At 46.1% G+C, this 25,594-nt stretch carries 29 protein-coding genes; 14 read left to right on the top strand and 15 right to left on the bottom strand.

All coding sequences use genetic code 11. The annotated features are described in order from the left end of the window. Window positions 1-141 precede the first annotated feature (141 nt). Together lspA and E2R66_RS07695 are read left to right on the top strand one after the other, a co-directional pair. A complete protein-coding gene (lspA, locus tag E2R66_RS07700) occupies window positions 142-687 on the top strand; it encodes a signal peptidase II (protein ID WP_204985886.1) in 546 nt (181 codons plus the stop codon). A gap of 368 nt (window positions 688-1,055) precedes the next feature. Further along, window positions 1,056-2,408 carry a DEAD/DEAH box helicase gene (locus tag E2R66_RS07695; RefSeq protein WP_133228128.1) on the top strand — a complete coding sequence of 451 codons (1,353 nt, stop codon included), beginning with the start codon at window positions 1,056-1,058 and terminating at the stop codon, window positions 2,406-2,408. Between the two features lie 326 nt (window positions 2,409-2,734). Here the strand turns inward: E2R66_RS07695 and E2R66_RS07690 are convergent, their stop codons facing one another. The 4 genes from E2R66_RS07690 to E2R66_RS07675 all read right to left on the bottom strand — a co-directional run bounded on the left by E2R66_RS07690 (window position 2,735) and on the right by E2R66_RS07675 (window position 6,102). Continuing rightward, a complete protein-coding gene (locus E2R66_RS07690) occupies window positions 2,735-3,928 on the bottom strand; it encodes an ABC transporter permease (protein ID WP_133228130.1) in 1,194 nt (397 codons plus the stop codon). A 95-nt stretch (window positions 3,929-4,023) separates the two neighbouring features. Further along, the gene (locus E2R66_RS07685) at window positions 4,024-4,788 is read right to left on the bottom strand and encodes an ABC transporter ATP-binding protein (protein ID WP_133228131.1); all 765 of its coding nucleotides are present in this window, start codon (window positions 4,786-4,788) and stop codon (window positions 4,024-4,026) included. A gap of 75 nt (window positions 4,789-4,863) precedes the next feature. Beyond that, on the bottom strand, window positions 4,864-5,076 hold the full coding sequence (locus E2R66_RS07680; RefSeq protein WP_133228133.1) for a hypervirulence associated TUDOR domain-containing protein: 213 nt from the start codon (window positions 5,074-5,076) through the stop codon (window positions 4,864-4,866). Window positions 5,077-5,781: 705 nt separating this feature from the next. Then, window positions 5,782-6,102: a DUF6686 family protein gene (locus E2R66_RS07675; protein WP_133228135.1), complete on the bottom strand. Its 321-nt coding sequence runs from the start codon at window positions 6,100-6,102 to the stop codon at window positions 5,782-5,784. 263 nt (window positions 6,103-6,365) lie between these two features. On the opposite strand from E2R66_RS07675, the gene E2R66_RS07670 reads away from it, so the two are divergent. Next, the gene (locus E2R66_RS07670; protein WP_133228136.1) at window positions 6,366-6,899 is read left to right on the top strand and encodes a hypothetical protein; all 534 of its coding nucleotides are present in this window, start codon (window positions 6,366-6,368) and stop codon (window positions 6,897-6,899) included. 325 nt (window positions 6,900-7,224) lie between these two features. Here E2R66_RS07670 and carA read toward each other — a convergent pair whose 3' ends face one another. Both carA and E2R66_RS28285 read right to left on the bottom strand, forming a co-directional pair. Next, complete coding sequence (gene carA, locus E2R66_RS07665) at window positions 7,225-8,325, bottom strand: glutamine-hydrolyzing carbamoyl-phosphate synthase small subunit (RefSeq protein WP_133228138.1); 1,101 nt, start codon at window positions 8,323-8,325, stop codon at window positions 7,225-7,227. Window positions 8,326-8,505: 180 nt separating this feature from the next. After that, the gene (locus E2R66_RS28285) at window positions 8,506-8,676 is read right to left on the bottom strand and encodes a hypothetical protein (protein WP_158288355.1); all 171 of its coding nucleotides are present in this window, start codon (window positions 8,674-8,676) and stop codon (window positions 8,506-8,508) included. A 147-nt stretch (window positions 8,677-8,823) separates the two neighbouring features. Here E2R66_RS28285 and panB point away from each other — a divergent pair, with 147 nt between their 5' ends. Both panB and E2R66_RS07655 read left to right on the top strand, forming a co-directional pair. Then, window positions 8,824-9,639, top strand: coding sequence for a 3-methyl-2-oxobutanoate hydroxymethyltransferase (gene panB, locus E2R66_RS07660; RefSeq protein WP_133228140.1), 816 nt, complete (start codon window positions 8,824-8,826; stop codon window positions 9,637-9,639). Window positions 9,640-9,761: 122 nt separating this feature from the next. Next, window positions 9,762-10,484: an RluA family pseudouridine synthase gene (locus E2R66_RS07655; RefSeq protein WP_133228142.1), complete on the top strand. Its 723-nt coding sequence runs from the start codon at window positions 9,762-9,764 to the stop codon at window positions 10,482-10,484. Window positions 10,485-10,537: 53 nt separating this feature from the next. Here E2R66_RS07655 and E2R66_RS07650 read toward each other — a convergent pair whose 3' ends face one another. Beyond that, on the bottom strand, window positions 10,538-10,756 hold the full coding sequence (locus tag E2R66_RS07650) for a hypothetical protein (RefSeq protein ID WP_133228144.1): 219 nt from the start codon (window positions 10,754-10,756) through the stop codon (window positions 10,538-10,540). 126 nt (window positions 10,757-10,882) lie between these two features. Between E2R66_RS07650 and E2R66_RS07645 the strand changes: the two genes are divergently transcribed. Then, on the top strand, window positions 10,883-11,680 hold the full coding sequence (locus E2R66_RS07645; protein ID WP_133228146.1) for a Fic family protein: 798 nt from the start codon (window positions 10,883-10,885) through the stop codon (window positions 11,678-11,680). Window positions 11,681-11,702: 22 nt separating this feature from the next. On the opposite strand, the gene E2R66_RS07640 is transcribed toward E2R66_RS07645, so the two are convergent. From E2R66_RS07640 to yiaK, 3 genes are read right to left on the bottom strand one after another with little or no spacing between them, the layout of a single operon-like run. Next, window positions 11,703-12,059 (bottom strand): helix-turn-helix domain-containing protein, encoded by a 357-nt coding sequence (locus E2R66_RS07640; protein WP_133228148.1) that lies wholly within the window; start codon window positions 12,057-12,059, stop codon window positions 11,703-11,705. A 5-nt stretch (window positions 12,060-12,064) separates the two neighbouring features. Beyond that, on the bottom strand, window positions 12,065-12,394 hold the full coding sequence (locus tag E2R66_RS07635; RefSeq protein ID WP_240049254.1) for a type II toxin-antitoxin system HigB family toxin: 330 nt from the start codon (window positions 12,392-12,394) through the stop codon (window positions 12,065-12,067). Between the two features lie 11 nt (window positions 12,395-12,405). Continuing rightward, entirely contained in the window at window positions 12,406-13,434 is a 1,029-nt protein-coding gene (yiaK, locus tag E2R66_RS07630) for a 3-dehydro-L-gulonate 2-dehydrogenase (RefSeq protein WP_240049253.1), read from the bottom strand. Window positions 13,435-13,609: 175 nt separating this feature from the next. Here yiaK and E2R66_RS07625 point away from each other — a divergent pair, with 175 nt between their 5' ends. Next, window positions 13,610-14,113, top strand: a complete 504-nt coding sequence (locus E2R66_RS07625) for a hypothetical protein (RefSeq protein WP_133228150.1) — start codon at window positions 13,610-13,612, stop codon at window positions 14,111-14,113. 45 nt (window positions 14,114-14,158) lie between these two features. Continuing rightward, complete coding sequence (gene purN, locus E2R66_RS07620) at window positions 14,159-14,737, top strand: phosphoribosylglycinamide formyltransferase (protein WP_133228151.1); 579 nt, start codon at window positions 14,159-14,161, stop codon at window positions 14,735-14,737. Here the strand turns inward: purN and E2R66_RS07615 are convergent. From E2R66_RS07615 to E2R66_RS07600, 4 genes are all read right to left on the bottom strand, one after another. Continuing rightward, complete coding sequence (locus E2R66_RS07615; protein WP_133228153.1) at window positions 14,734-15,129, bottom strand: hypothetical protein; 396 nt, start codon at window positions 15,127-15,129, stop codon at window positions 14,734-14,736. The two genes, purN and E2R66_RS07615, sit on opposite strands and share 4 nt — an antisense overlap. 41 nt (window positions 15,130-15,170) lie before the next feature. Beyond that, window positions 15,171-15,365 (bottom strand): hypothetical protein, encoded by a 195-nt coding sequence (locus E2R66_RS07610; protein WP_133228155.1) that lies wholly within the window; start codon window positions 15,363-15,365, stop codon window positions 15,171-15,173. 60 nt (window positions 15,366-15,425) lie between these two features. Then, window positions 15,426-15,980 (bottom strand): STM3941 family protein, encoded by a 555-nt coding sequence (locus E2R66_RS07605; RefSeq protein ID WP_133228157.1) that lies wholly within the window; start codon window positions 15,978-15,980, stop codon window positions 15,426-15,428. Between the two features lie 200 nt (window positions 15,981-16,180). After that, window positions 16,181-16,615, bottom strand: coding sequence for a hypothetical protein (locus E2R66_RS07600; RefSeq protein ID WP_133228159.1), 435 nt, complete (start codon window positions 16,613-16,615; stop codon window positions 16,181-16,183). Window positions 16,616-16,801: 186 nt separating this feature from the next. Here E2R66_RS07600 and purH point away from each other — a divergent pair, with 186 nt between their 5' ends. From purH to rodA, 6 genes are all read left to right on the top strand, one after another. Further along, the gene (gene purH / locus E2R66_RS07595) at window positions 16,802-18,328 is read left to right on the top strand and encodes a bifunctional phosphoribosylaminoimidazolecarboxamide formyltransferase/IMP cyclohydrolase (protein ID WP_133228161.1); all 1,527 of its coding nucleotides are present in this window, start codon (window positions 16,802-16,804) and stop codon (window positions 18,326-18,328) included. 292 nt (window positions 18,329-18,620) lie between these two features. Further along, the gene (locus E2R66_RS07590; protein WP_067054626.1) at window positions 18,621-19,643 is read left to right on the top strand and encodes a rod shape-determining protein; all 1,023 of its coding nucleotides are present in this window, start codon (window positions 18,621-18,623) and stop codon (window positions 19,641-19,643) included. Window positions 19,644-19,748: 105 nt separating this feature from the next. After that, on the top strand, window positions 19,749-20,582 hold the full coding sequence (mreC, locus tag E2R66_RS07585) for a rod shape-determining protein MreC (RefSeq protein WP_133228163.1): 834 nt from the start codon (window positions 19,749-19,751) through the stop codon (window positions 20,580-20,582). After that, window positions 20,575-21,090 carry a rod shape-determining protein MreD gene (locus tag E2R66_RS07580; RefSeq protein ID WP_133228165.1) on the top strand — a complete coding sequence of 172 codons (516 nt, stop codon included), beginning with the start codon at window positions 20,575-20,577 and terminating at the stop codon, window positions 21,088-21,090. Before mreC ends, E2R66_RS07580 begins: the two co-directional genes overlap by 8 nt. Next, window positions 21,090-23,102, top strand: a complete 2,013-nt coding sequence (mrdA, locus tag E2R66_RS07575) for a penicillin-binding protein 2 (protein WP_133228167.1) — start codon at window positions 21,090-21,092, stop codon at window positions 23,100-23,102. The genes E2R66_RS07580 and mrdA overlap by 1 nt, the downstream gene beginning before the upstream one ends. Then, a complete protein-coding gene (gene rodA / locus E2R66_RS07570) occupies window positions 23,095-24,372 on the top strand; it encodes a rod shape-determining protein RodA (protein WP_133228169.1) in 1,278 nt (425 codons plus the stop codon). The genes mrdA and rodA overlap by 8 nt, the downstream gene beginning before the upstream one ends. Before the next feature lie 11 nt (window positions 24,373-24,383). Here the strand turns inward: rodA and E2R66_RS07565 are convergent, their stop codons facing one another. Beyond that, the gene (locus E2R66_RS07565) at window positions 24,384-25,544 is read right to left on the bottom strand and encodes a hypothetical protein (RefSeq protein ID WP_133228171.1); all 1,161 of its coding nucleotides are present in this window, start codon (window positions 25,542-25,544) and stop codon (window positions 24,384-24,386) included. Window positions 25,545-25,594 lie beyond the last annotated feature (50 nt).

The following is a 25,594-nucleotide window of genomic DNA, read 5'->3' as shown; positions in this document are numbered from 1 at the left end:
GATATTAGGTGCTTAAAGGTAACACTATAGTTTAAATTATAACGGAACTACTCCTAAAAGTTTCATTGATGTAACCCTGCCAGGAATACCCACCCGCAACATAATTAGCATTTCTCATTTTCTCTTTTTACTTTCGTGGTAATGAAGATGAAGACAGTGTATAGGGCTATTGTTATTTTAGTGGTATTGGCCCTCAATATCGGCTGCGACCAGGTTTCCAAATCTATCGTGCGCCAAAAACTGAGCTACGAGCAACCCATCAGCTTTATCCATGACCATTTTACGCTGATCAAAATAGAAAATACCGGTGCCTTCTTAAGCGTAGGTGAAACCCTAAGCAACCCATACCGCTTTATATTGCTTACGCTGCTGCCAGTGCTGTCGCTGCTGGCGGGGGTAATCTTCCTCATCGTGCAAAAGAATTTCAGCAGGCTTATACTGGCCGGCATGATATGCGTATTAGGCGGGGGCATCGGCAACATATACGACCGTATTGCCCATGGTTCGGTTACCGATTTCATGCACATCCGTTTCGGCATCTTCCAAACCGGTATCTTCAACGTGGCTGATGTATCGATTATGGTAGGCATTGGCCTGATTTTGCTTGATGCTTTGGTGAAGAAAATGGAGGAAAAGAAACTACAGCAACAAACCGAGCCGCCGATAGAGGCTACAGACGCAGAATAATCCCTCTTCCACACCCCGCGTTAACGATTGCAGCGGATACCGGCCTTGTGGCTAAGGCTTGTGCAGTATGAGCGGAAAGCGTGGGCCGCAGGCAACGCCCACAATTAGTAAGCAGTTTTTAGAAGGCAGTAAGCAGCTTCCTTGCAATTTACTAATACAAACTCGTTGGGCTTGCTTCTTTCTGCCCCCTCTGTACGTCAAAATTTGTACTACTGCACATCTGAAATTGGACACCTGCACATCTGATTTAAAAACCGTATCTTTGCAGAAATAATTACCCGTTGATTTACGGTTTTGATCAATAGACACTCTTCAGATCCGCTTAATGCTTCGCGTTAGCACACAATACAATACATTTATTACATTACATGTCATTCGAAAATTTAAATTTAATTGAGCCTATCTTAAAGGCTTTAAAAACAGAGGGTTATACTACGCCAACCCCTATACAAGAACAAGCAATCCCTTTTATATTACAACACCGCGATTTGCTTGGTTGCGCCCAAACGGGTACAGGTAAAACGGCAGCTTTTGCCATCCCGATTTTGCAGTTATTGTTTTTAGATAAGCAAAAACACAAGGAGCAAAAGGCCATTAAGGCACTTATTTTAACCCCAACCCGCGAACTGGCTATCCAGATTAGCGAGAGCTTTACCGCTTACGGTAAGCATACCGGCTTGAAAAACCTGGTTATCTTCGGTGGCGTGTCACAGGGCCCGCAAACGGATGCTTTGCGCCGCGGTGTGGATATCCTGATCGCAACCCCAGGTCGCCTTTTGGACCTGATGAACCAGCGTTTTGTTCACCTGGATCAGATAAAAATGCTGATTTTGGATGAGGCCGACCGTATGCTGGATATGGGTTTTGTACACGATGTGAAAAAGATCATAGCCAAAGTTCCGCAAAACAGGCAGACGCTGTTCTTCAGCGCTACCATGCCGAACGAAATCCAAAGCCTGGCCGATTCTATCCTGCAGAAACCTGCTAAAGTAGAGGTTGCACCGGTATCGTCTACGGCTGATACTATTCAGCAGTCGCTATATTTTGTGGAGAAGAACGATAAGCGTTTATTGCTTAACCACATCCTGAAAGATAAAAACATTAAAACGGCACTGGTATTTACCCGTACCAAGCATGGTGCCGATAAGGTGGTGAAAGACCTGGTAAAAGCCGGCATCACTGCCGAAGCTATCCACGGTAACAAATCGCAGAATGCCCGCCAGCGTGCATTGACCAACTTTAAGAACCGTACTACGCGCGTGCTTATCGCAACAGATATTGCTGCCCGCGGTATTGATATCGACGAGTTGACGCACGTGATCAACTACGAAATCCCTAATATCCCCGAAACTTACGTACACCGTATTGGCCGTACCGGCCGCGCAGGTGCAAGTGGCATAGCTCTTACGTTTTGCGATGGAGAGGAAGAAATAGATTACCTGAAAGACATCCATAAACTGATTGCGAAAGAGATCCCGGTAGAAGAGGGACATCCTTACCCCTTGAGCATCCAAGCCATGACGGAGAAGATGATGAGCAAAGCCAAAAACGCTCCCGCGAAAAGCAAAAGCGGTGGTGGCGGCGGTGGTTCACGTGGCGGTCGCCCGGGTGGCGGCGGCGGCGGTGGCCGTAGCAACGGCGGTACCAGGGCCGATGGCAGCCGCAAAGCAGGCGGCGCCAGCGGTATGAGCGGTGCCGGCGGCAGGATGGGTAGGCGATAAAAGCCCCCCTTAACCCCCTAAAGAGGGAACTTATTGAAAAACATAAACAGAAATGCCCGGCAAAACCGGGCATTTCTGTTTATATCGTGTCTGCGTCGCGAGTCGACTCACCTGCCTGTCGGCAGGCCGGCCCGGTCTTTGCTTCGTTTGACCACCCTCTCTATTTCGTAAAGAGGGCCTGGGATCCTTTTATTTTTTAAAACCCTCTTTGCGAAGCAGAGAGGGTCGACGCCCGCGTATTGCGGGCCGTCGGGGTGAGTCAAATATGCGAGCGGCAAGAAACGAATTGAAAACTAGTCAACCACTCACTATTCACTACTCACGATCTACTCCCATTTAAACGTCTTTACTGCTACCGCGTAAACGCCTATACCCCATAACAGCAGGATGAATAACTGGTGCGAAACATCGCCCAGGCCCGCGCCTTCGAAGGCTACCTTACGCATGGCGTTATTGAGGTGGGTGAGGGGAAGCGCATTACTTACATATTGCAGCCATTTTGGGAACGCCGTTACCGAAAAGAACGTACCTGATAGCAGGAACTGCGGTAAGGTAATGATATTGGATAGTGGTGGCACCGTACTTTCGTTTTTAGCTATGCCCGATATGGTGAAGCCAAAGCCCATAAATATAATCAGTCCGATTGCAGAAAGCACCAGCATATTCAGCACCGTGACGACGCCATGGATCAACGTAAACCCGAACGCGAAATGGCCCACCATTAGTATGAACAGCGCGCCCAGCAGGGAGAAGGTCAGCCTGGCCAAAGCCTCGCCCAATACGATACTATAACGTTTAACCGGCGTGGCAAAAAAGCGTTTGATAACCAGCGTAAGTCGAAGACTAAGAAATACGAACGCCGTACCGAAGACCCCGCTGCTTAATAAAGAGAAGCCCAATTGCCCCGGCAATATAAAATCGATGTATTTGTATTCGCGGCCTGTTACGGTAGTTTCATTTAGTTCCGCTACCTGTGGTAAGGTAAGAAGGCCTATTTTCTTAGCGAATTCTGCATTTATCTGCATCAGGCTGCTGCTTAGTACCGATTTAAGGATGCCGCCTTTTTGCGATGAAGAGGTATATTGTACAGTAACCGTATAAGGCGACACGAATTTCTCCGGCCATTTTGTATTTCCCTGAGCTGAGAGCGGCGGGTAAATCGTTATGCCCTCGCTCGGCGATGTTGTACCCTGGCTAGACGAAGCATTTTTCTTGATCTCGATAATGGCATCAAGACTCCCTTTAGACAAGTCCTTCTTCATATCATCGGACGAGACATTGGTCTCCAGATTAATAACTGACGATCTTTTGAGCGCCTGGTATATTGGGCTCAGCGTGTCCGTACCTTTGGCCACACCCACATCTACCTTAACCCCGCTGCCGCCGATATTGGCAAACACCACGATAAATATCAGGGGGAAGGCCAAACTAAATACTACCGCCGAGGGGCTGCGGAGTATCGACCGGAAACTTGCTTTGGCAATGGCCAGCGTGGCGCGCGTATTACTGTATTTTTTCATTAGTTCAAAAAAGTCATTGGGTCATTGGGTCATTGGTAAATTGGGGAGAGGGTTAAACTGGCAAAGCTAACTGCACACCGCCCACTGCAAACTGATTACCCTTCCCGCCATTCTTTGCCGGTTAGGTTGATGAAAACATCTTCCAGGTTGGCTTCTTTAACTTGTTTCTTGCGTTCGAAACCGGTAGCCACCAGTTGGTCTATGAAATGGTCCGGGGTGTCGATGCCTACGATGTGGCCGCCGTCTACAAAGGCTACGCGGTCGCACAGTACTTCTGCTTCATCCATATAATGCGTGGTGATCACCACAGTGGTCCCATTATCGCGTATCTCGCGTATCAGGTCCCACAGGTTGCGGCGGGCCTGAGGATCAAGGCCGGTAGTTGGCTCGTCCAGGAAAATGATCTTGGGGTCGTTTATCAGCGTAGTTGCTATAGAGAAGCGTTGCTTTTGCCCGCCCGATAGGTCCTTGTACCTGGCTTTGGCCTTATCGGTAAGGGCCACTTTCTCCAGCATCTCCGTAGGCGTTTTGTCGATGCCGTACAGGCCGGAGAACAGGACGATCAGTTCGGACAAGTTGAGGTTTGGATAGTAGCCCGCAGCCTGCAATTGCACGCCTATTATTTTCTTGATGCTGTCGGCATCCTTACTAATGTCGAAACCGGCCACGGTAACTTCGCCGGAGGTTTTATCGCGCAGGGTTTCAATAATTTCGAGCGTAGTGGTTTTGCCCGCCCCGTTGGGGCCTAGCAGGCCGAATATCTCGCCTTCATAAACCTCAAAGCTAATGCCTTTTACAGCGGCAAAATCGCCGTAGTTTTTGGTAAGGTTGTTAACCGTGATAATAGGTTGTTTCTCCATAGCGTAAATATGCGATGGATTTGTGGAATATCCATACGATATAAGCAGTTAGCACATTAAAATAGCATTAGATTTTTACCTGCTGCCTTTCTTCAGTTCGCTTTCAGATTTCAGCACTTTGCTGCCATCAGCTTGCTTAATCTCGTAGGCCGGCTTATCGGCGGTTGCCTTGCGTTTTACCTTGGTGCCTTTGATGGTTTTTGTAACGGTTTCGGTATGCTTTTTTTCTATTTCTCCCTCGGCCTCTGAGGCGCCCCATTGCCTATGTACGGTATCTCCCTTTTTCATGCTCGATGTGTTTAGCTGGAGAAAGCAATATGCCTGCCAGTTTTGCTACGGTTGGTGGTGATGAGATAAGGCTGTGTGGGAAATTCTACCGTATGTTTTGGCTTACAGGCCAAAACATACGGATATATGATAGAGGTATGATTAGCAGGTGAGGCAGCCTACACCAATGATCAGCACGGCTACTACAAGTGCCATGATGGAGTAAAGTGATGGGATGGTAAGTTGAGTTGTCATGATATTGTTGCGTTGTTTTAACACTACAAAGGTGCATCAGTACACAAATTTTGTTTAACGTTATTAGGCGAAGCACGGCAAATCGTCGGTAAACGGATTTGTAGGGGGATTGAGTGGGAGAAGCTTTATCGGTGAATTCGCCGGCTATCGGTAAGCGGCGGAATTTGGTGTGCGAAAGGGGGGATTAATGACTGCACGCACAGATTCAATGTCGAACACCGAATGCGGGATGATGTGCGGATTTCAGATTTCAGATGTGCAAATTAATATCGAACACCGAATGCTGAACATCGAATGACGAAGGAACAAGACCTACGTCATGTTGAAATTTTTTCAACACCCCATCATAAAAGTGGCCACCATGTTAAACCGCTCTGCTTGCCATCGACCTGTCGTGTGGGGGCCCGGAAAGATTTCGGGATGACAGCGCGAGGACTGTAAGGCTAACCTCTTGCCTCTAATCTCTTTTTACTAGCCCTCCATCAGCCCGTAAACTTCCTGCATATAGGCGGCTTCCTCCATAGCGGCATGGAAGTCCTCCCACTCGTGGGGGGTGAAGGTGAATTGTATATCGCTTACGGGGGTGCGCATTACCATGCGTTCCTGCCCATCGGGGAAGGGGAAGGAGTGCCCGTAGAAATCGAGGTCGGCTGCAAAATCCCTGAACTGCGCGAACTGTTCGGGCGTAAAGCTGAGGATGAGGTTGTGGTTCCAGATGAAAACACAGCGGCATTCGGAGCACCGGCTGATAACCGATGCCCCTTTCTGACTGAGCACTTTTGCGTCGCACATAGGTAGGTGATATTAAAATTTGTGCCTGCTTAAACGGTGGAGTCCCCCATGAACTTTACTTACCGAAAAAGCAGGGCTTAAGTTTTTCTGAGCATATTAACTGCTCACGCCAACAAAGTAAAACCTTATTTAGAATAAATCCAAATAAAAATAAGGAATTTTAATTTGACGTTTTAAGCACCATTGCGATAGGGTTATTACACTGGCTTTAGGAAAACTCCGCACGATTGGCTATTTTCGTTGTAAACCAAATAATTATCATAATGAAAAATCTTTTAGTGATACTTGCCTTTGTGCTGGCCATGTCGGCTTGCCAAACTGCCGACAAAAAGTCTGCTATAAGTACCCCTATAACTTACACCGTTCCCGACGATAGCGCCATTACCAAAGCCGTGCATGATGCCTATGCCGCTATCAGCTTTAAGAAAGGGGAGAAGCCCCGGTTTGACGAAATCGGCAATTACTTTATCCCGCAGGCACAGCTCATCAACTTCCGTACGGATACCGCCGATATTACCGCCTTGCCACAGTTTATCGATTTATATAAGCATTTTGTTACCGATGGACATATCGAGATGTTTTATGAAGAGGAAGCTTTTGGCCGCAACGAGCAATTCGGCAAGGTGGCGCACCGCATCAGCACCTATAACACCTACCTCAACACCCGCGACAGCCTAGCTGAGCGCGGCGTAAACAGTTTTCAGCTGATAAAAACGCCTAAAGGCTGGAAGGTGAGCAGTATTATTTGGGATGTAGAAAGGAAGGATTTGCCGGTGCCTGCGTATTATTTGAAGTAGTAAGTTTTAAATGTGCAGATTACAGATTACAGATGTGCAAATGAAGGGCTATAGCGCTCGTTGTCTTTGCAGTTATAAGACAATAGTCGTTAATTAACAAATAGCTTTCAAGTTTGACCTGCTTGCCGAGGATTGCCACGTAGCCCCTCCACGCCCTCCCAAGCGCCGCGACTCGCAATGACTTGGTGGATATATAATGCCAAAGGCCCGTAAGCAGAGCTTACGGGCCTTTGGCATCTCTGAACCTTGATCTGCCTGATTAAAGGATTTCCTGACAGAGCGAATCTTAAAATCCTTTAATCAAGAGCATCATGGTTCGAAACAATTACTTCATCAAATTAATAAAGTCATCGAACAGATACCTGCTATCGTGCGGGCCTGGAGATGATTCCGGGTGGTACTGTACCGAAAATGCCTTTTTACCTTTAACGCGGATACCTTCTATCGATTGGTCGTTGAGGTTTACGTGAGTTATTTCTACCTTTTCAGATGCCCTTACTGCCTCAGGCACTACGCCAAAACCGTGGTTTTGCGAGGTTACTTCGCAATGGTTGATGATTACGTTTTTCACCGGGTGGTTAAGGCCGCGGTGGCCGTTGTGCATCTTTTTGGTTGGGATATCGTTGGCCAAAGCCAACAACTGGTGACCCAGGCATATACCGAACAAAGGTTTATCAGCAGCTAAGATTTCTTTTACGGTTTCGATAGCGTATGGCATAGCCGATGGGTCGCCGGGGCCATTAGAGATAAAGTAACCTGCCGGCGCAAAATCCTTCTCCATTTCGGCAAAAGTGGTTTTGGCGGGGTACACTTTGGCGAAAACGTCGCGGTCGTCAAAATTGCGGAGGATGTTTTTCTTTACGCCCAGGTCTAAAACGGCCACGCGATAGGCAGCTGCTTCGTTGCCAAAGGTGTAGGTTTCTTTGGTAGATACCTGCGAAGAAAGCTCCAGGCCATCCATATCCGGCGCTTCGGCCAGTTTGGCTTTCAGCTCATCAAGGTCTAATATTTCAGAGGAGATAATGGCGTTCATGGCACCTTTATCGCGTATGTGGCGCACCAGCTGGCGGGTATCTATATCAGATATGCCCACGATATTTTGTTCCTGGAAATAATCCTGTATCGATTCGTCGGCCTGTTTGCGGCTGTAGGCAATGTTGTAGTTTTTGCAAACCAGGCCGGCTATCTGTATATGGCCCGATTCTACCTCCTGGGCAGAAATGCCGTAGTTGCCAATGTGCGCATTGGTAGCCACCATTATTTGCCCAAAGTACGATGGGTCGGTAAAAATTTCCTGGTAGCCGGTCATCCCGGTGTTAAAGCATATCTCACCGGTGGTGGTACCTATTTTACCTGCGGCTTTACCGTTAAAAACGGTGCCATCGGCCAATAACAATACTGCGGGCAGCTTGGTGTAATGGTTCATGTTGCAAAAAAAATTAAAGGGTAATTTGTTCGGATTTCCTGGCACGAAGCTCCGTATGAACAGCACTGAAAAATGAAGTAGAGCACCTCTTTATTCACGCCGCAAAAGTAGGATTTAATTTTTTAAATCAAAAGTTATTACCACTTGTTTTTTATGCACAACAAACAGGCGTTGGTTTAGCTACTTGCCTTTATTGCCCCAAAAGAAAGTTGTTTTTAAGCAATGCGTGCACCAGAATGGCCTGATGGGTAAAAAGGGCAGAAATTTTTTCAGGTAAAAATTACGCGGTTTGCGGTCGGTATGGTTCATGGGTTTCCCGCAGTACACGCAGGGGTAAATTCTTTCGTCCATTAAAATCAAATAGTATAATATTTATAATTGGGGTTGCACTAAAATATAAAATAATATATAAATATGAGGAAAATAGCCCGTCAATTTTTCAGCATGAAAAATACCGGATGAGTTCCTAACTTTGCGGCTCACAAAACCATCATCAGTATGTCGGTAAATAAGGAAGTAAAGCGCATTACGGTGCATACCTTGCAGGAAATGAAGAACCGGGGCGAAAAAATTGCCATGCTTACGGCATACGATTATTCGATGGCACTGATTGTGGATAATGCCGGCACAGATATTATTCTGGTTGGCGATTCTGCCTCCAACGTTATGGCCGGACATGAAACCACCCTGCCCATCACGCTCGACCAAATGATCTACCACGCTGCATCGGTAGTGCGGGCTGCTAAACGGGCGCTGGTGGTGGTCGATCTTCCTTTTGGCTCCTACCAGGGGAATTCTAAAGAAGCCCTTGCATCGGCTATACGCATTATGAAAGAAGCCGGTGCGCACGCTATAAAACTAGAGGGTGGGGTAGAGATTGCAGAATCTGTTAGCCGCATACTTACCGCAGGCATACCCGTAATGGGGCACCTTGGATTAACGCCGCAATCGATCTATAAATTCGGTACTTACACCGTAAGGGCCAAAGAAGAGGCCGAAGCTGCCAAGTTGAAAGAAGATGCTTTAAAATTACAGGAACTGGGCTGTTTTGGTATCGTACTGGAAAAAATCCCGTCTAAACTGGCAAAAGAAGTAAGCGATAGCCTGAATATACCCACCATTGGCATAGGTGCCGGGCAGCATTGCAGTGGCCAGGTGCTGGTGATACATGATATGCTTGGCCTGAACAAAGGTTTTAAACCCCGATTTTTACGCCAATATGCTGATTTATACAGCGTAATGGACGGCGCCATAAAACATTACGTAAGTGATGTAAGAGCAGGTGATTTCCCGAACGAAAAAGAAGAATATTAGGTAGATGTGCAGATTTCAAATGTGCAGATGTGCAGATGAAGCTTCAATAAACCTATTAGATAAATTGATGCCCTTTGCGGATAAATAAATCCGAAATCGAAAATCTTAAATCCGAAATCAAATTGGCCCGCCCCGAACATAATTATACCAGCTTCGATGTTACTGATAAGGATATCCTATACGAGGATAACCACCTGATTGCCGTGAACAAACGCGCAGGCGATATTGTACAAGTAGATGATACCAACGACGAGCCGCTGGACGAGAAGGTAAAGAAATACATTGCGGCCAAATACAATAAGCCCAATGGTGCTTTCCTTGGCGTGGTGCACCGGTTAGACAGGCCCGTGAGCGGCGTTATCCTCTTCGCAAAAACCAGCAAAGCTTTGGATAGGATAAACAAGCTGTTCAAAGGCCGCGAGATGCATAAAACCTATTATGCCATCACGCGTAAGCGCCCCCAGCCCGAGGCAGGCAACCTGGTACACTGGCTGGTGAAAAATCCGCAAAAGAACGTGACCAAGGCACATGATAAAGAAGTGCAAGGCAGTCTCCGCTCTGAACTGAACTATAAACTGGTTGGTGAACTGGATGGCTACTACGTAATTGAAGTTGACCCTATCACCGGGAGGCCGCACCAGATACGCGTGCAGCTAAGTACCCTGGGCTGCCCCATAGTAGGCGATAACAAATACGGCTACCCCCGCGGCAGCCTGCGCAAAAGCATATGCCTGCATGCCCGCCGCCTGCAATTTGAGCACCCCGTAAAACACGAACCGGTTATGATTGTGGCACCCTTGCCAAAAGATGGCTTTTGGGATAAGTTTGATGGCTTGTTAAGGTAGGGGAGATGTGCAGATTTTAGATTTCAGATGTGCAGATGATTTATTTGGTTAGATTATTTATCCCTTTCCAGTTGATCTAATAAATCGGTCCATTCTTCCTCTGTGAATGGTTCTATGGGTGGGGCCTCTTCAAGCGCCGTAATCAGCGTGCTGTTATTTTTGCCGGCTTTTAAACCAAATGCGGTCGTGCCGCCTGCAGTTAAAACCTCTTCCGGAGAGTATGACTCATGGCTCCTGAATGTTTCTGCATTTTTTGTTATATCTGATTTCATTATTTCTCCTCCTCATAACAAATATAAAACTTATAAAGCATTCAAAAAAGTGCAGATGGCCGGTTAATTCCCAATGTAGCAACCCCGTAAACAAACATTTTATAAGTATTTTCGCTTCATCAAACAATGGAAGCGGTTAAACTCATAGCGGAATATAACAGCCTTGGCATAGCCGATGTGATAGACCACGAACGGTTTAATTTGATTGCTATCGACCATCATTCCACCCGTATAGAAGGCTCTACGCTTACCGAGGTTGAAACGCAGGTTTTGATAAACGAGGGCCGCACCCCCAACGGCAAGCCTATGGAAGAAAGCCTTATGGTGACCGACCACCATGCCGCGCTGTTGTTTACGTTAGAGAACGCGAAAGTCAAAAATAGCCTAAGCGTTTCGCTTTTACAAAACATCAATAGCCTGGTTATGAAGCGCACGGGCAAGGTTTATAACACCATGCTTGGCGCTGTAGATTCGGCAACGGGGGCGTTCAGGAAAGGGAATGTTACAGCGGGCGTTTCTTATTTCCCCAATTTTGATAAGGTGGAACGGCTTACAAATGAGCTGGTGAAAAAACTTAATGAGTCGATGGGTAAACCACTCACTGTTGAACAACAATTGAATCTTTCTTTTGATGCGCATTTCAACCTGGTGAGTATCCACCCATATTACGACGGCAACGGCCGTACATCAAGGTTGCTGATGAATTATATTCAAGCCTTGTATAGCTTGCCATTGGCTATAGTTAGAAGCGAAAACAAGGCTGCTTACATACAGGCGCTTGTGGATACTCGCCAGCAGAAGGACATTAATATATTCAGGCAATTTATGGCTGGTGAGTACGTCACTATGCTGAAACAGGAAATCGAAAAGTTTAAAGAGATGCAAAAGCCGGGTAAGGGGAGTGGGTTTAGTTTTTTGTTTTAGAAGTGTAATAAAATAAAAGAGATTAATAAGCCTGAATCAAAACCTCAGTCGGGATTTTTAGATTTTCATGTAATAGACGAATCATATTTAACGACAATTTCCTTTTCTTATTTAAAATTTCGCTGGCCCGGCTTTTTAAACCCATCATATTTGCAAGGTCGTTTTGGTTATACCCCATTTGCTCCATACGGAATTTTATAGCTTCTATTGGGTCAGGCAATCCAATTGGAAAATGCTCTTTCTCGTAATTATCAATAAGTATTCCTAATATTTCAAGTTCGTCGAAATCTTCCGTGCCTTTCTTCGCGTCAAAGATTAATTCAAGTCTTTCTAAAGCTTGTTGATAATCCCGCTCGTCTTTAATTGGTTTGATGGTCATAACTTTTAAATCGTTTTTGCATTGATTTTATCGTATTCGGCATGGGTACCAATAAACCTTATCCATGCCATCTGGCCTTCAAAGGTTATCTTAACGATAAGCCTGTAACTATTGCCTTTTATATTGAAAACTATCCTGTTATCTGATAATATACTCGCACTTGGGAATTCCTTTTTGATATCATTAGGACTTCTCCAATTACTTTCTTCCGCTTCCTGATACCACGCTTTCAATTGTTGCTCACAATCGGCGTGCTTTTCCCAGAAGTCCCGTAATATTTTTTTAGATATAACCCTCACATTAAGCTTTAAGCAAATATAGTGAAAAGTTCCCAATATGGGATTGTCTATAACTTTTTCACCTCTTCCCAAATCCGTTCATCCACCAGCACGCCTTCGGCCAGGCTTTTTTCCCTGGTGCGCAGCATGTTTTCGCCGGGGTATAAAATTTCGCTTCCGCCTTCGGTAGCACTGCTTTTGGTGTAATCGAGAATTTGCGCTATCAGCGCCTCGTTTTGCTCCGCATCAGCTTTTATGGCTATGAACACCTGCGATACGCCGGTTTCTTTCCTGCCGCTTTGGGTAATGGATGCGGTAGAGCTGCCTCCACTGAGAATGGTAGCCAGCAGATCGAGCACTAACGACAAACCCGAGCCTTTCCAGAAGCCTATAGGCAATGCCCGCTTTGTTGCGAGTATGGCTGCGGCATCCGTGCTTAACTTGCCCTGGCTATCGTAGCCGCCTGGTAGGGGTAAGGGCTTGTTTTGCGCTTCATATTGCCATAGCTTGCCGAAAGAGAATTGCGATATGGCCATATCCAATACCACATGGCCGCCTTTCTTTGGTACGGCGATGATGAGCGGGTTATTGCCCAATCGGGGTTGGGTGCCACCCCATGGCGGCAGGTTAGCTATGGTATTGGTAAAGCAAATGCCCACGCAGCCGGCTTCTGCGGCCTGCCAGCCATAGGTGCCGCCACGCATCCAATGGTTGGTGTTTTTGATGGCCACGCAGCCTATGCCGTTCTCTTTGGCGAGCGCAATAGCCCTATCCATACTGAATCGCGCATTGAGCATACCGGTGGCAAAGTTGCCGTCCCATTGCTCTATCGCGCCCATTGAAGTCACCAAGGATGGTTCGGCATTGGGGGTAATCAGCCCTTCTTTCAAGTATTCAATAAAAACACCGAAGCGGTTTAGGCCGTGCGAGGCCACGCCGTCGCGGCTGTTATCGGCAAATATGCCGGCGCAGTCATCGGCTTTGTCGTTGGTAAAACCAAGCGAAAGCAATACACGCTTAAATTCGGCTTTTAGTTGCTGGTAAGGCACACGCAGGCTCTGTTGGTTTGGCGAGTGGCTAATGGGCTGATTGAGCATCAAAATTCTTCTAATAAGATTAATAGCCGCAATTTAAGATTTTTACAAGCCAATCACCCCCTCACCACTTAACCTAATCAACTACAAACAAAATAATGCGGCCTTATTAGAGTTATATTGATTGGCCGGGCAAGTGTATATAAATGTAATTCCTATTTTTGCGGCTGATTAAAGGATGAAGAAAAATATTGGTTTTTGGTGTGTGGCGTTATTGCTGCTGATTGGGTTGGTGGCTAATTCCTGCAAAAAAGAGGATAAAAGCAATATTCCCAATTTGCTTACCACCCGGCAGTGGGAGCTGGCATCGGTACTGGTGTATCATTATATAGGCGATACCCAGCAATCTACCGATACCATCACCTGCGATACCACACAAATATTTAAGTTTTTCAAGGATGGCAGTTGCACTTACACCAATTTCGATTGTACCGTGCAGGATATTGCCAAGGGGACTTACAGTCTCAGCGATACTAAACTCATCTTATTTGCAGATATGGTATGCAAGGACGGCAGTACCGCTGGTAGCTCCAAGCCATTTGCCAATGCGCAGATAAACAACCTGGGCGAGTTTTCTATGGTGCTGCAAACCGGCGATACGCAAACGTATTATACGTCCACACAGCCTCGTACCATTTACCGCTGGGGATTTATACGTCAAAAAGAAGTTCTGACACGATAACCGGTTAATTTTTTATATTTTGCAGTAATAAAGCTGAAAGCCATTTTGAAAAAGAGAATAGCCATTTTTGCATCAGGTTCGGGGTCGAACGCCCAGAAGATAATGGAGCACTTTAAGCGCAACGCCGAAGCTGAGGTAGTTTTGATACTCACCAATAACCCGCAAGCCTACGTATTGCAGCGTGCCGATAATTTCGAAGTACCATCGCATGTTTTTACACGCACCGAGTTTTACGATACCGACGAAGTGATTGCCCTGCTTAAAAACCTGCAGGTAGATCTTATTGTGTTGGCGGGTTTCTTATGGTTGGTGCCCAAAAATTTGTTAGCTGCATTCCCTAATAAAATCATTAATCTGCATCCGGCGCTGTTGCCCAAATTTGGCGGCAAGGGCATGTATGGCGATAACGTACACAAAGCGGTATTGGCGGCGGGCGAAGAGGAATCGGGTATTACCATCCACTTTGTAAATGCCGAGTTCGACGAGGGCGAACCCATCCACCAATCTAAATTCAAAATAGAGCCCGGCGATACGCTGGAGGTAATAAAATTCAAAGGCCAGCAACTGGAACACCTACACTTCCCCAAAGTGATTGAGAATTTGCTGAAGAAGATGAGGAGTTAGGGATTGGTTACTTTGGTAAATACCTCTGCACAGCCTTCGTCGCACATATTTTCAGTAAAACCTAAATAGAGTGTTTTTTTGTCTATGCCGTAAAGATATTTTATTACGTATTGGTTATTTGATTTAACGATTAACGTGTGTTTTTTCAATTGATAATGGCGCGGCCCGTTTTTAAAATAATTCCCTCCCAATATGCCATTTTTATAAAAAATCAAATATCGGTTTATGGAATCGGGAGACTTGTTAATATAGTTTTTTGCGCCATCATTCCCTGAAAAGCCAAAATATCGCCATTTACCTATTATTTTTGTATTGCGGTAATCCGAATTGCCCAAAGCTATTGCCGAAAGTAGAAGAAATGTAACACCTGTTACTGTTTTGATAAATGTCATAACTTATCACATTTAGCCAACGCAACTTCTAAGTCTATAGGCTACGCATCTTTTCCTTTCTCAAGGTAGGCAATTAGTTCTTCATCGGTTGCTTTCCTCCCCATGCCGTGTATCATGTCCTCTACAGTTAATTCTCTGAATGGTTGTGCCTCTGCCGGTAAGCCCAACCTTTCAGCCAATTGTATGAGCAAAAGCGTCTTTTTATCAGAATCGGATTTGATGATTACAGTTGTCATAAATCAATTTACGGGTTTTGCGCGAATACGCAAAATATCGCCAGTCTCATTACCGGGAAACTACAGCTTTTTACTTTCAGCAAGCTTACCTTTCAATAAAGTATACAAGTCCTCCAATTCATACTGCAACGTATTAGCCGTAATGCTTACCGGTGTTTGGTACTGTCGATAGTTAATGGCGGCCATTTTCTTCATGATGGCGTTGCTTTGGCGGTTCATGTATTCGGCAGGGTTATGCACCGGTATCATAATCAGCTTTTGCCGGCCTATTTCAATTACGTCTATACCGGCTATATCTGTCCAGGGTATCAGGCCGAAAGTATAGCTGCTGCAATTATCAGTAATGCCTTCTTCGCTTACGATAAGGCCGGGGCGGGTATCGAATAATTTTTTTATAAGGTAAAAGGCGCAAAACCCGAAGAATGCTATTGCGGCAATGCCTAATCCATAACCCAGTATTGGGTTCGGTTTGTTGCCAAAAAGCCTTATAGTCGGATGAATGATGAACCACACCCCGGCAGCAACAAAAGCAAGCGATCCGATACTCATGAGCGCTATTTTACTTTTATTAAGCGGTATCTCTAATGGGGCACTGGTGGTAGCGGTTGCAGGCATGATGGATTGGGTTTGGTAGGGTAAAGATAATTCCTGAACTCGAATTTTTATAGAATTATTATAAGAAGTGTCTGAACTCGAATTTTACGGAATTTAAATAATTGACAGAATTTAAAACAAGACGCTTTGCGGAGCATTGCCCCTCTAACCTCTAACCTCTAACCTCTAACCTCTAACCTCTAACCTCTAACCTCTAACCCCTAATTCACTTTCACGAACCGTACACCACAGCCTTCTATGCACATAACGGGGCCGGCGGGTATTAGCGATAGCTTATCACCCTCTATTTTATAAATGAATTTCTGGGTGTTATTGTTAGCGTGTTCTTTAAATACAAGGGTTACGCTATCCTGTATGGTAAAGCTTTTGTATTGCGAAAAATGTAGTAAAAAGTTCTCCGTATCGTCTAGCCCGCTAATCTCTAATTCTCCGTTGGTTTTGAGGGTGATGCTGTTGTTGCCGGCAGCGGTAACCGGGTGGTAAGTACCGCTGCCATCGCCCGGGTCCATATAAGTGGCATTTAATTTCCAGGTGCCGGTGAGCGGCTGGTTAATGAGTACCACTTCCTGCATTTTGGTGCAGGCCGCAGCAAACAGGATGATAATGCACGCAGATAGTTTAGCTAAAGTCTTCATAAGATTGTTTTTTTATCTTTACGGATAGCGTGCCCAAAGTGCAACAAACCCAGGCGAATTTTTATGCCAAAACATCCTTTTTATATCCCTAAGCATCAATTACAAACGCAATAAAAAAAACTAACCCTAAGTCTCTAATCTCTAATCTGTAATTCATACCTTTGCGGCTCAAAAAAAGCCCTGCAAATGAGCCAGTCCGTTCAAATAAAAAACGCCCTTATTTCTGTTTATTACAAAGACAACCTCGAGCCGATCATTCACGAGCTGAACCGCCTTGGTGTCAACATATATTCAACCGGTGGTACCGAAACTTTTATCCGCGACCTTGGGGTTGATGTGATTGCCGTTGAGGATCTTACCTCGTACCCATCTATACTGGGTGGCCGTGTAAAAACCCTGCACCCCAAGGTGTTTGGTGGCATTTTATCGCGCCGCGGGTTGGATAGCGATGCGCAGCAATTAGCGCAATACGCCATCCCGGAGATCGACCTGGTTATCGTAGACCTGTACCCCTTCGAAGAAACCGTTAACTCGGGCGCAGGCCAGGAAGATATCATCGAGAAGATAGATATCGGCGGTATCTCACTTATCCGCGCGGCAGCAAAGAATTTTAAAGATGTGGTTATCGTAGCCTCTAAAAACGATTACGGTATTTTAGAGGATATCCTGAAAAGCCAGGATGGTGCCACTACTATCGACCAACGCCGCACTTTCGCGCAAAAAGCGTTCAATATATCGTCTAACTACGATACGCACATTTTCCAATATTTCGACCAAACTGAGCCGATGCCTGTTTTTAAACAGAGTATCCAAACCAGTCAGACTTTGCGTTACGGCGAAAATCCGCACCAAAAGGGCACGTTCTACGGTAACCTGGAAGCTATGTTCACCAAGCTGAACGGTAAAGAACTCTCCTACAACAACCTGGTGGATGTGGATGCTGCAGTAGCACTGATAAACGAATTTACCGAACCAACATTTGCTATACTGAAGCATACAAACGCCTGCGGTATTGCCAGTCGCTTACATACCAAAGAGGCCTGGTTAGATGCCCTGGCTTGCGACCCGGTTTCGGCATTTGGCGGCGTACTGATCACCAACGCTGAAGTTTGCGAGGCAACTGCTTTGGAAATAGACAAGATATTTTACGAGGTACTGATTGCCCCTGCTTATACCGACGATGCGCTAAAAGTGTTGACGGCTAAAAAGAACCGAATCGTGCTCATCCGCAACAAGGTTGAATTGCCGACAAAGCAATTCAAAACCCTGTTGAATGGCGTTATAGAGCAGGATATGGACCTGGTGATAGAAGGCCCGTTGCAAATGAATCCGGTAACCGAAAAGGTGCCCACTACGGAGGAACTGAAAGACTTGTTCTTTGCCAACAAAGTAGTAAAGCACACCAAATCTAACACCATTGTTTTCGCTAAAAACAGCCAGCTGATGGCAAGTGGCGTTGGCCAAACTTCAAGGGTAGATTCTTTGAAGCAGGCTATCATCAAAGCCGAAAGCTTCGGGTTCGACCTGAAGGGTGCTGTAATGGCATCTGATGCTTTCTTCCCCTTCCCGGATTGCGTGGAGATAGCAGCCGATGCGGGCATCACTGCTGTTTTACAGCCGGGCGGATCAATAAAAGACCAGGATTCTATCAACATGTGCAACCAAAAAGGCATTGCCATGGTTACAACCGGGGTGAGGCACTTTAAGCACTAAGTTTTAGTGAATGGCGAGTTGAGAATAGTGAATGGTTTACAATAACCCATATTAATTAAAACTAAAATAAAAACACTAATTCCCCCAAAAGGGAGTTATTAATTACTAATTTACACCAATAGAATAGTGTTGAGGGCTGCGTTGAATTTAGGTTAAGATTTGTGAAAATTCGCCTTCATTCGTGAAATTCGTGTTTACTCAATAAATAGTTAAAGCCATAGATTGCTTAACCTATTGGTGATAATTAGTGTTCATTATTATTAACTTTGCAAAATATTTGAAATAACGCCACATGGGTTTATTTAATTTTTTCACACAAGAAATCGCCATAGATTTGGGTACTGCAAATACCCTCATTATACATAATGATAAAGTGGTTGTTGATGAGCCTTCGATAGTGGCTTTCGACCGTACCACAAACAAAGTGATTGCCATTGGCCGCCAGGCCATGCAAATGGAGGGTAAAACCCATGATAACATCCGCACCGTGCGCCCGCTTAAAGATGGCGTAATTGCCGACTTTAATGCCGCCGAGCTGATGATACGCGGGATGATCAAAATGATTAACCAGGGCAAGGGGTGGTTCTTCCCATCGCTGCGTATGGTTATTTGTATCCCATCGGGCATTACCGAGGTAGAGAAACGCGCGGTACGCGATAGCGCCGAAATTGCAGGTGCTAAAGAAGTGTACCTGATATACGAACCAATGGCTGCTGCCGTGGGTATCGGTATCGACGTAGAAGAGCCGATGGGTAACATGATTATCGATATTGGTGGCGGTACTACTGAGATTGCTGTTATCGCTTTATCAGGTATCGTTTGCGATCAGAGTATCCGCGTAGCCGGTGATAACTTCGACTCAGACATTGTACAGTACATCCGCCGCCAGCACAACATCATGATTGGCGACCGTACCGCAGAGAAGATAAAAATCGAAGTAGGTGCCGCTCTTCCAGAGCTTTCTGAGCCACCTGCAGATTTCGCCGTACAGGGCCGCGATTTGATGACCGGCGTGCCTAAGCAAATCACCGTATCCTACACCGAAATTGCGCATTGCCTGGATAAATCAATCTCCAAAATAGAAGAAGCAATACTGAAGGCATTGGAGATAACCCCTCCGGAACTTTCTGCAGATATTTACCAAACCGGTATTTACCTTACAGGTGGCGGCGCGTTATTACGCGGCTTAGACAAACGTGTAGCGGCAAAAACCAAGCTGCCCGTGCACGTTGCCGAAGACCCGTTGCGCGCTGTAGTACGAGGAACCGGTACTGCCCTTAAGAATATTGGTAACTTTAAGTTTTTAATGCAATAGCTGTTAGTGAGGCAAGATATAAGAACCAAGAATCAAGAAGAAAAGGAAATCCTGTCTTGTCTCTTGGTTCTTGACTCTTAATTCTAAACTCCAATTTTTAAGTAGATGCGTAACCTCCTGATATTTATCACTAAGTACAACGCATTCTTTTTGTTTCTCATTTTTTTTGTTGCATCGCTGGTTATTTATATCAAATACAACTCCTTCCAAAAGGCCAGCTTCATCAACAGCACCAACAAGGTTACCAGCGAGTTCTACGCCAGAGCCGACGAGCTAAAAGGCTACCTTTCTTTACGCGAGGTAAACGACCAATTGGCCCGCGAAAACGCCGAGCTTCGTAACCAGCTACGCTCCTCTAAATACGCAGATTCGGTTGCCAAACACATGGTGAACGATACCATTTACAAACAACAATACGAGTATATAGAAGCCAAGGTTATCAACAACTCGGTTAACAAGCGGAATAATTATCTTACCATCAACCGTGGCAGAAAAGACGGCCTTGATAAGGGCATGGGCGTAATAACCGGCGCGGGGATAGTGGGCAAAGTAGTGCTGGTAGGCGAGCATGTTTCTATCGTGCAGTCGATGCTGCATAAAGATTCGCGTTTCAGCGTTATGCTGGCTACCCATAAAGAAATTGGCTACCTGCAATGGGGCGAAGATTTTGATCCGCACAAGGCCCTGCTGGAGGATGTATCTAACAACGCATCGCCAAAAGTAGGCGAGCAGGTGGTAACTTCGCAGTTATCGCTTTTCCCGGCGGGGATCCCTGTAGGTAAAGTAAGCGGCCTCAACGCTAAAGGCACAGGCTTCTTCCTGAAGATGGAAGTGCAACTGGCCGTAGATTTCAGTAAGCTGGAATACGTTTACGTAATAAACAACAAGTTTGCTACCGAGCAAACGGGATTGGAGGCCCAGGAGAAGAAAGATGAGTAGGGTAATCCTGATCAACCTGGTGCGTTTCGTTTTGCTCATCTTCCTGCAGGTTTTCTTGCTGAAGAATGTTGCGCTATACGATTTGAGCATCCCATACCTGTATATCCTTTTTATACTGCTGCTGCCTTTCGAGATACCCAACGTAATGTTGTTTATCCTGTCGTTTGTGGTGGGGCTCACTATCGACATGTTTTACGATACGCCGGGGCTGCATGCTGCGGCCTGTACGGTGCTCGCCCTGGTGCGCGTGCTTTTCATCAGTATAACCGTGCAGAAGGATGGTTTTGATAATGAACCCGAGCCAACCCTAAGTATTATGGGGTTCCGCTGGTTTTTCTTCTACGCCTCGGTGCTTACGCTGGTGCATCACTTCGTACTGTTCAACCTGGAGGTTTTTAGGATAAATGAATTCGAGTACACACTAATACGCTGGATATCGAGTTCAATATTTACCGTATTTTTGATGGTCGTTTCGGGCTTGTTATTTTTCAGAAGAAAACAGCGTTAATGAACAGTTTTTTTGAGCGGCGGTATATAATCGCCGGTATTTTCATCGCTTTTATTTTGCTATTACTGGGCCGCCTGTTTTACATACAGGTGGTGGATGACCGCTATGCCCTCTACGCCAGTCAGAACGTGATCCGCAAGATGATACAATATCCTGCCCGTGGCCCCATCCTGGATAGGAACGGCAAGATTATGGTGCAGAGCGATATCATCTATGATATTATGGTGATACCAAAACAGGTAACACCGTTTGATACCATTGAATTCTGCAAGCTGCTGGGTATAGATAAGGCAGGCTACGATAAACGCATGGCCAAAGCGCGTAAGTATTCGCCATACCGGGCCTCGGTTTTCGAGAAACAGCTATCGCCGCAGCTGTATGCCACTTTTCAGGAACGCCTCTCAGAGTTCGTTGGCTTTTTCCCGCAACAGCGGCCTGTGCGTTCTTATCCCGATTCTGCCGCTGCGCAGTTTTTAGGCTATATAGGCGAGGTTACCGATCCCATTATCAAACGTTCGGGCGGGTACTATAGTCCGGGCGACTACATCGGCATCAGCGGCGTAGAAAGATCTTACGAAACCGTATTGCGTGGGCAACGTGGTGTGCTCAATAAGATGGTCGATTCGCGTAATCAGCCCAAAGGCTCTTACGCCAATGGCGCGTTCGATACCGTGGCAGTAGCGGGAGAAAAGTTAGTATCGTCATTAGATATGACCATACAAAAGCTTGGCGAGGAACTGATGCGCAATAAGATAGGTAGCATTGTTGCCATAGAGCCCTCCACCGGCGAGATTCTCTGCTTTGTTAGCAGCCCCACCTATGACCCTAACTTGTTGGTAGGCAAACAACGTGGCAACAACGCGGCGGCATTATATAAAGATCCCTACAAACCATTCTTCGTGAGACCTGTGCAGGCGCTTTATCCGCCCGGCTCGTCGTTTAAGCCGCTGAGTGCTTTGATAGCTATGCAGGAGGGGATGATAACGCCACAGACTGTTTATGTGTGCCCGGGCTATTACCAGGCGGGTAATCGCCGCATACCCTGCTTCCATCACGAGGTGCATGGTGCGGTGAATCTTAGCTCCGCTATTGCGCACTCCTGCAACGGTTATTTTGACATGGTGTTCGAGAAATTAGTGAACCGCTTTGGAACGCGTAACGTTGATACGGGTTACGGAGCATGGCGCAACAACGTGGCTAAATTTGGCCTCGGCACCCGGCTTGATCTTGATTTGCCCGGCGAGAGCAGGGGGCTTTTGCCCAAGGCCGATTATTATGACAAAATGTACCGTAAAGGCGGTTGGCGCTCCAGTACGGTTATTTCTCTTGGTATAGGGCAGGGCGAGTTATCTGCTACGCCCCTTCAATTAGCCAATATAGAAGCCATTATTGCTAATCGAGGCTTTTACTACAAGCCCCATCTCATCAAGGCCATAGGCGATAAGCGCATTATTAAGAAGGAATATACGGTACGTAATTATGTAGGGGTAGATTCGGGTTATTTTCGGTATGCAATAGATGGCATGCAGCAGGTGGTGGATGTGGGTACCGCCAATGGCTCAAAAATACCCGGTATTGTTATGTGTGGTAAGACTGGTACAGCGCAAATAACAAACCAAAAAGATAACTCGGTGTTCGTGGCGTTTGCCCCGCGAGATAATCCTAAGATTGCCATAGCGGTGATAGTGGAGAAATCTGGCCAGGGCGCAACATGGGCTGCACCTATCGCCAGCTTCATCGTAGAAAAGTACTTAACCGGCAAGATTTCAACACGTGCGTCGGGCATCTTCCCCGAGTATTATATGAATGCTAACCTGCTTCCGCCCGTTGTGCTTACAGCTACGGAAAAACGTCAGCGGCACGTTGATAGCCTCAAGAAGGCGCAGGTAGATTCGCTAAGCAAACTTAAACTTAAGGCTGCTGCGAACCAGCAGGTACCCGGCGCACCTAAGGGCAAACAACCCTTAAGCCAACCAACAGCTATGCTGCCAAAACGAAAGGACAATGAATAACAGCAATCAGCGCAGCAGCTTTTTTTCTAATGTAGACTGGCTAACGGTTTTCCTGTTCATCACGTTGTGCGTTATCGGCTGGTTCAATATACATGCAGCAGTGTATGATGAGAACAAGCCCAGTATTATAGATACCGATACCCGCTACGGCAAACAGTTTATTTATATTGTAGTGGCTATTGTGCTGGCTATGTTGATACTGTTGCTCGAGAGCCGCTTCTTATCAGCCCTTGCCCCCTTTTTTTACGTAACTACCGTGTTGCTGCTACTGCTGGTGTTGGTAGTGGGCCACAATGTGGGCGGTAACCAGGCCTGGATAGATATGGGCGGCGGCTTTAGGCTGCAACCTTCTGAATTTGCCAAATTTGCGACGTGTTTGTTACTGGCGCGATACCTCAGCGCAACCAACGTCAAAGTAACCGATCCAAAGAGTTTCATCATAGCAGGGGGTATTATCCTGCTGCCCATGGTGCTTATTAAGATGCAGCCCGACGACGGCTCCACGCTCGTGTTTTGCTCGTTGGTATTCGTTTTATACCGCGAGGGTTTGTCGCCTTATTTTCTTATTGTAGTAGGCTTGCTGGTTACGCTTTTCATTACCTCGCTGCTTTTCCCCAGTGCTTATGTGGTTGCAGTAATCGTTATTGCAACCGTACTCATATCGCTAACCATCAAAAGGAATCGGCCGTTGATATTTAAAGTAATCATTGGGGCGGCCATCAGCATAGCCTTCGTGTTTGGCGTGAAGCCCTTGTACGAGCATGGTTTAAAGCCGCATCAGCGTAAGCGAATAGATGTGGTATTGGGCCTTACCAGAGATATTAAAGGCGTTGGCTACAACCAGAACCAGGCCAAAATAGCCATCGGCTCGGGCGGGGCATGGGGTAAAGGATACCTGCAGGGTACACAAACCAAATATGCTTTTGTACCGGCACAAAGCACCGATTTTATTTTCTGTACCATAGGCGAGGAGTGGGGTTTCGCGGGCTCGGTGGTGGTATTGGGCCTGTATTTGTTCTTGTTGTTGCGTATTGTGCATATAGCCGAGCGGCAGCGTGCGCCGTTCTCGCGTATTTACGGGTATGGCGTGGCCTCAATTATTTTCTTCCACGTGCTTATCAATATAGCTATGGCCATTGGGGTAATGCCGGTGATTGGTATTCCGCTACCCTTCATCAGTTATGGTGGGTCATCATTGCTTAGCTTCACCATCCTCCTTTTTATACTGCTTAAGCTGGATAGCAACCGTATGGGGGTTATCCACGGATAGGGAGTGGCTATTTACGCGTAACGCCTCCTGAGCAAAGCATAAAACTTATCCGAGGTTTCCTTTTTGCCTTCCCAATTGTTTTTGGTTACATAATTGTTCTGCAAAAAGCGGTCGGCTTCTTCAAAGGTAGTGAAGCGGTTTACAATTTCTATTGCTTCGGTATAAGCCAAATTGTAGCCTTTAAACAGGTCCTTCACAAAAAGCAACTTGTCGTTGAGTGTAATGGCAGATTTGATATCGGCCAGTGGCTCTAAAACTTCAACAGACTCGGGTTTAATTTCTTTCTTCTGTGCTGATAGGCGTTGGTTAAGGGTAAGCACCGGCTCAGCTTCTTTTTCTTCCCCGGCTTTTTTGCTTTTGGTTGTTGGCATCAGGCTCTCTACCTGTATATCCTCCATACTTTCGGCCAAAGCCTTGTTGCCGTTTTTCTTCGGCTCGTTAAACAGTGTAAACTCAGGCACCAAAGGTGTATCTTCTTTCTCTTCAATTACCGGTTCGGGCTCAATGGCCTCAGCAACGGGTTCGGGTATTTCTTCAATCAAAGGTTTTGGTTCAACTTCAGCCACAGTTGGCTCCCATTCTTCTTCCTCCTCAATTGCTTCTTCTTCTGCCTCAGGTTCTTCTTCTTCAGCTTCTTCTTCTATTTCCGCTACAGGCGTTAGCAAAGTTTCGTCCTGGCTTTGGCCTTCTTCTTCATCCTCAAAATTATCTGCTTCATCCAGTAATAGTTCGTGGCGAATAGTTTCGGGTTCTTCCTCCAATTCCGGCGCATCGGCAACAAGGTCTGTAAACGGCTCAGGCTCTTCAATAGGTTCAGGTTGTTCAAATTGCAGTTCATCTTTGGGCTGCACTATCTCAAACTGTATACCGTCGTTGTTTACAGGCTTGGGCGTGTCAAATTTAAAAGGTGCAATGGCGGGTTTTACGGGCTGCACCATAGGTTCAAACCATTTGGGCTCGTCTTTAATACTGGTTTTGGGTGCCGGCTGGCTTTTTACGGCGTTGAGCTTGCGTAGAATCTCGGCGTGGTCCTTCAAAAAATGCGTGTTGGCAACAAAAAGCTCCAGCTCCAGGTCGTTCAGGTCGTTTACTGTAGTTTGCAGATACTCATACTGTTCGTTCAGTTCCTGTATAATGATGCCTATCTTTTTAAATACTTCCTGCTGCTTCATTGCTATTATGTTAGGAAAAATGCTAATCAAAAATAGGATAAAATTCTGAT

The sequence above is a fragment of the Mucilaginibacter psychrotolerans genome (genome assembly GCF_004519315.1).
Classification (GTDB): Bacteria; Bacteroidota; Bacteroidia; order Sphingobacteriales; family Sphingobacteriaceae; genus Mucilaginibacter; species Mucilaginibacter psychrotolerans.
This window is presented reverse-complemented; position numbering and strand designations above follow the sequence as displayed.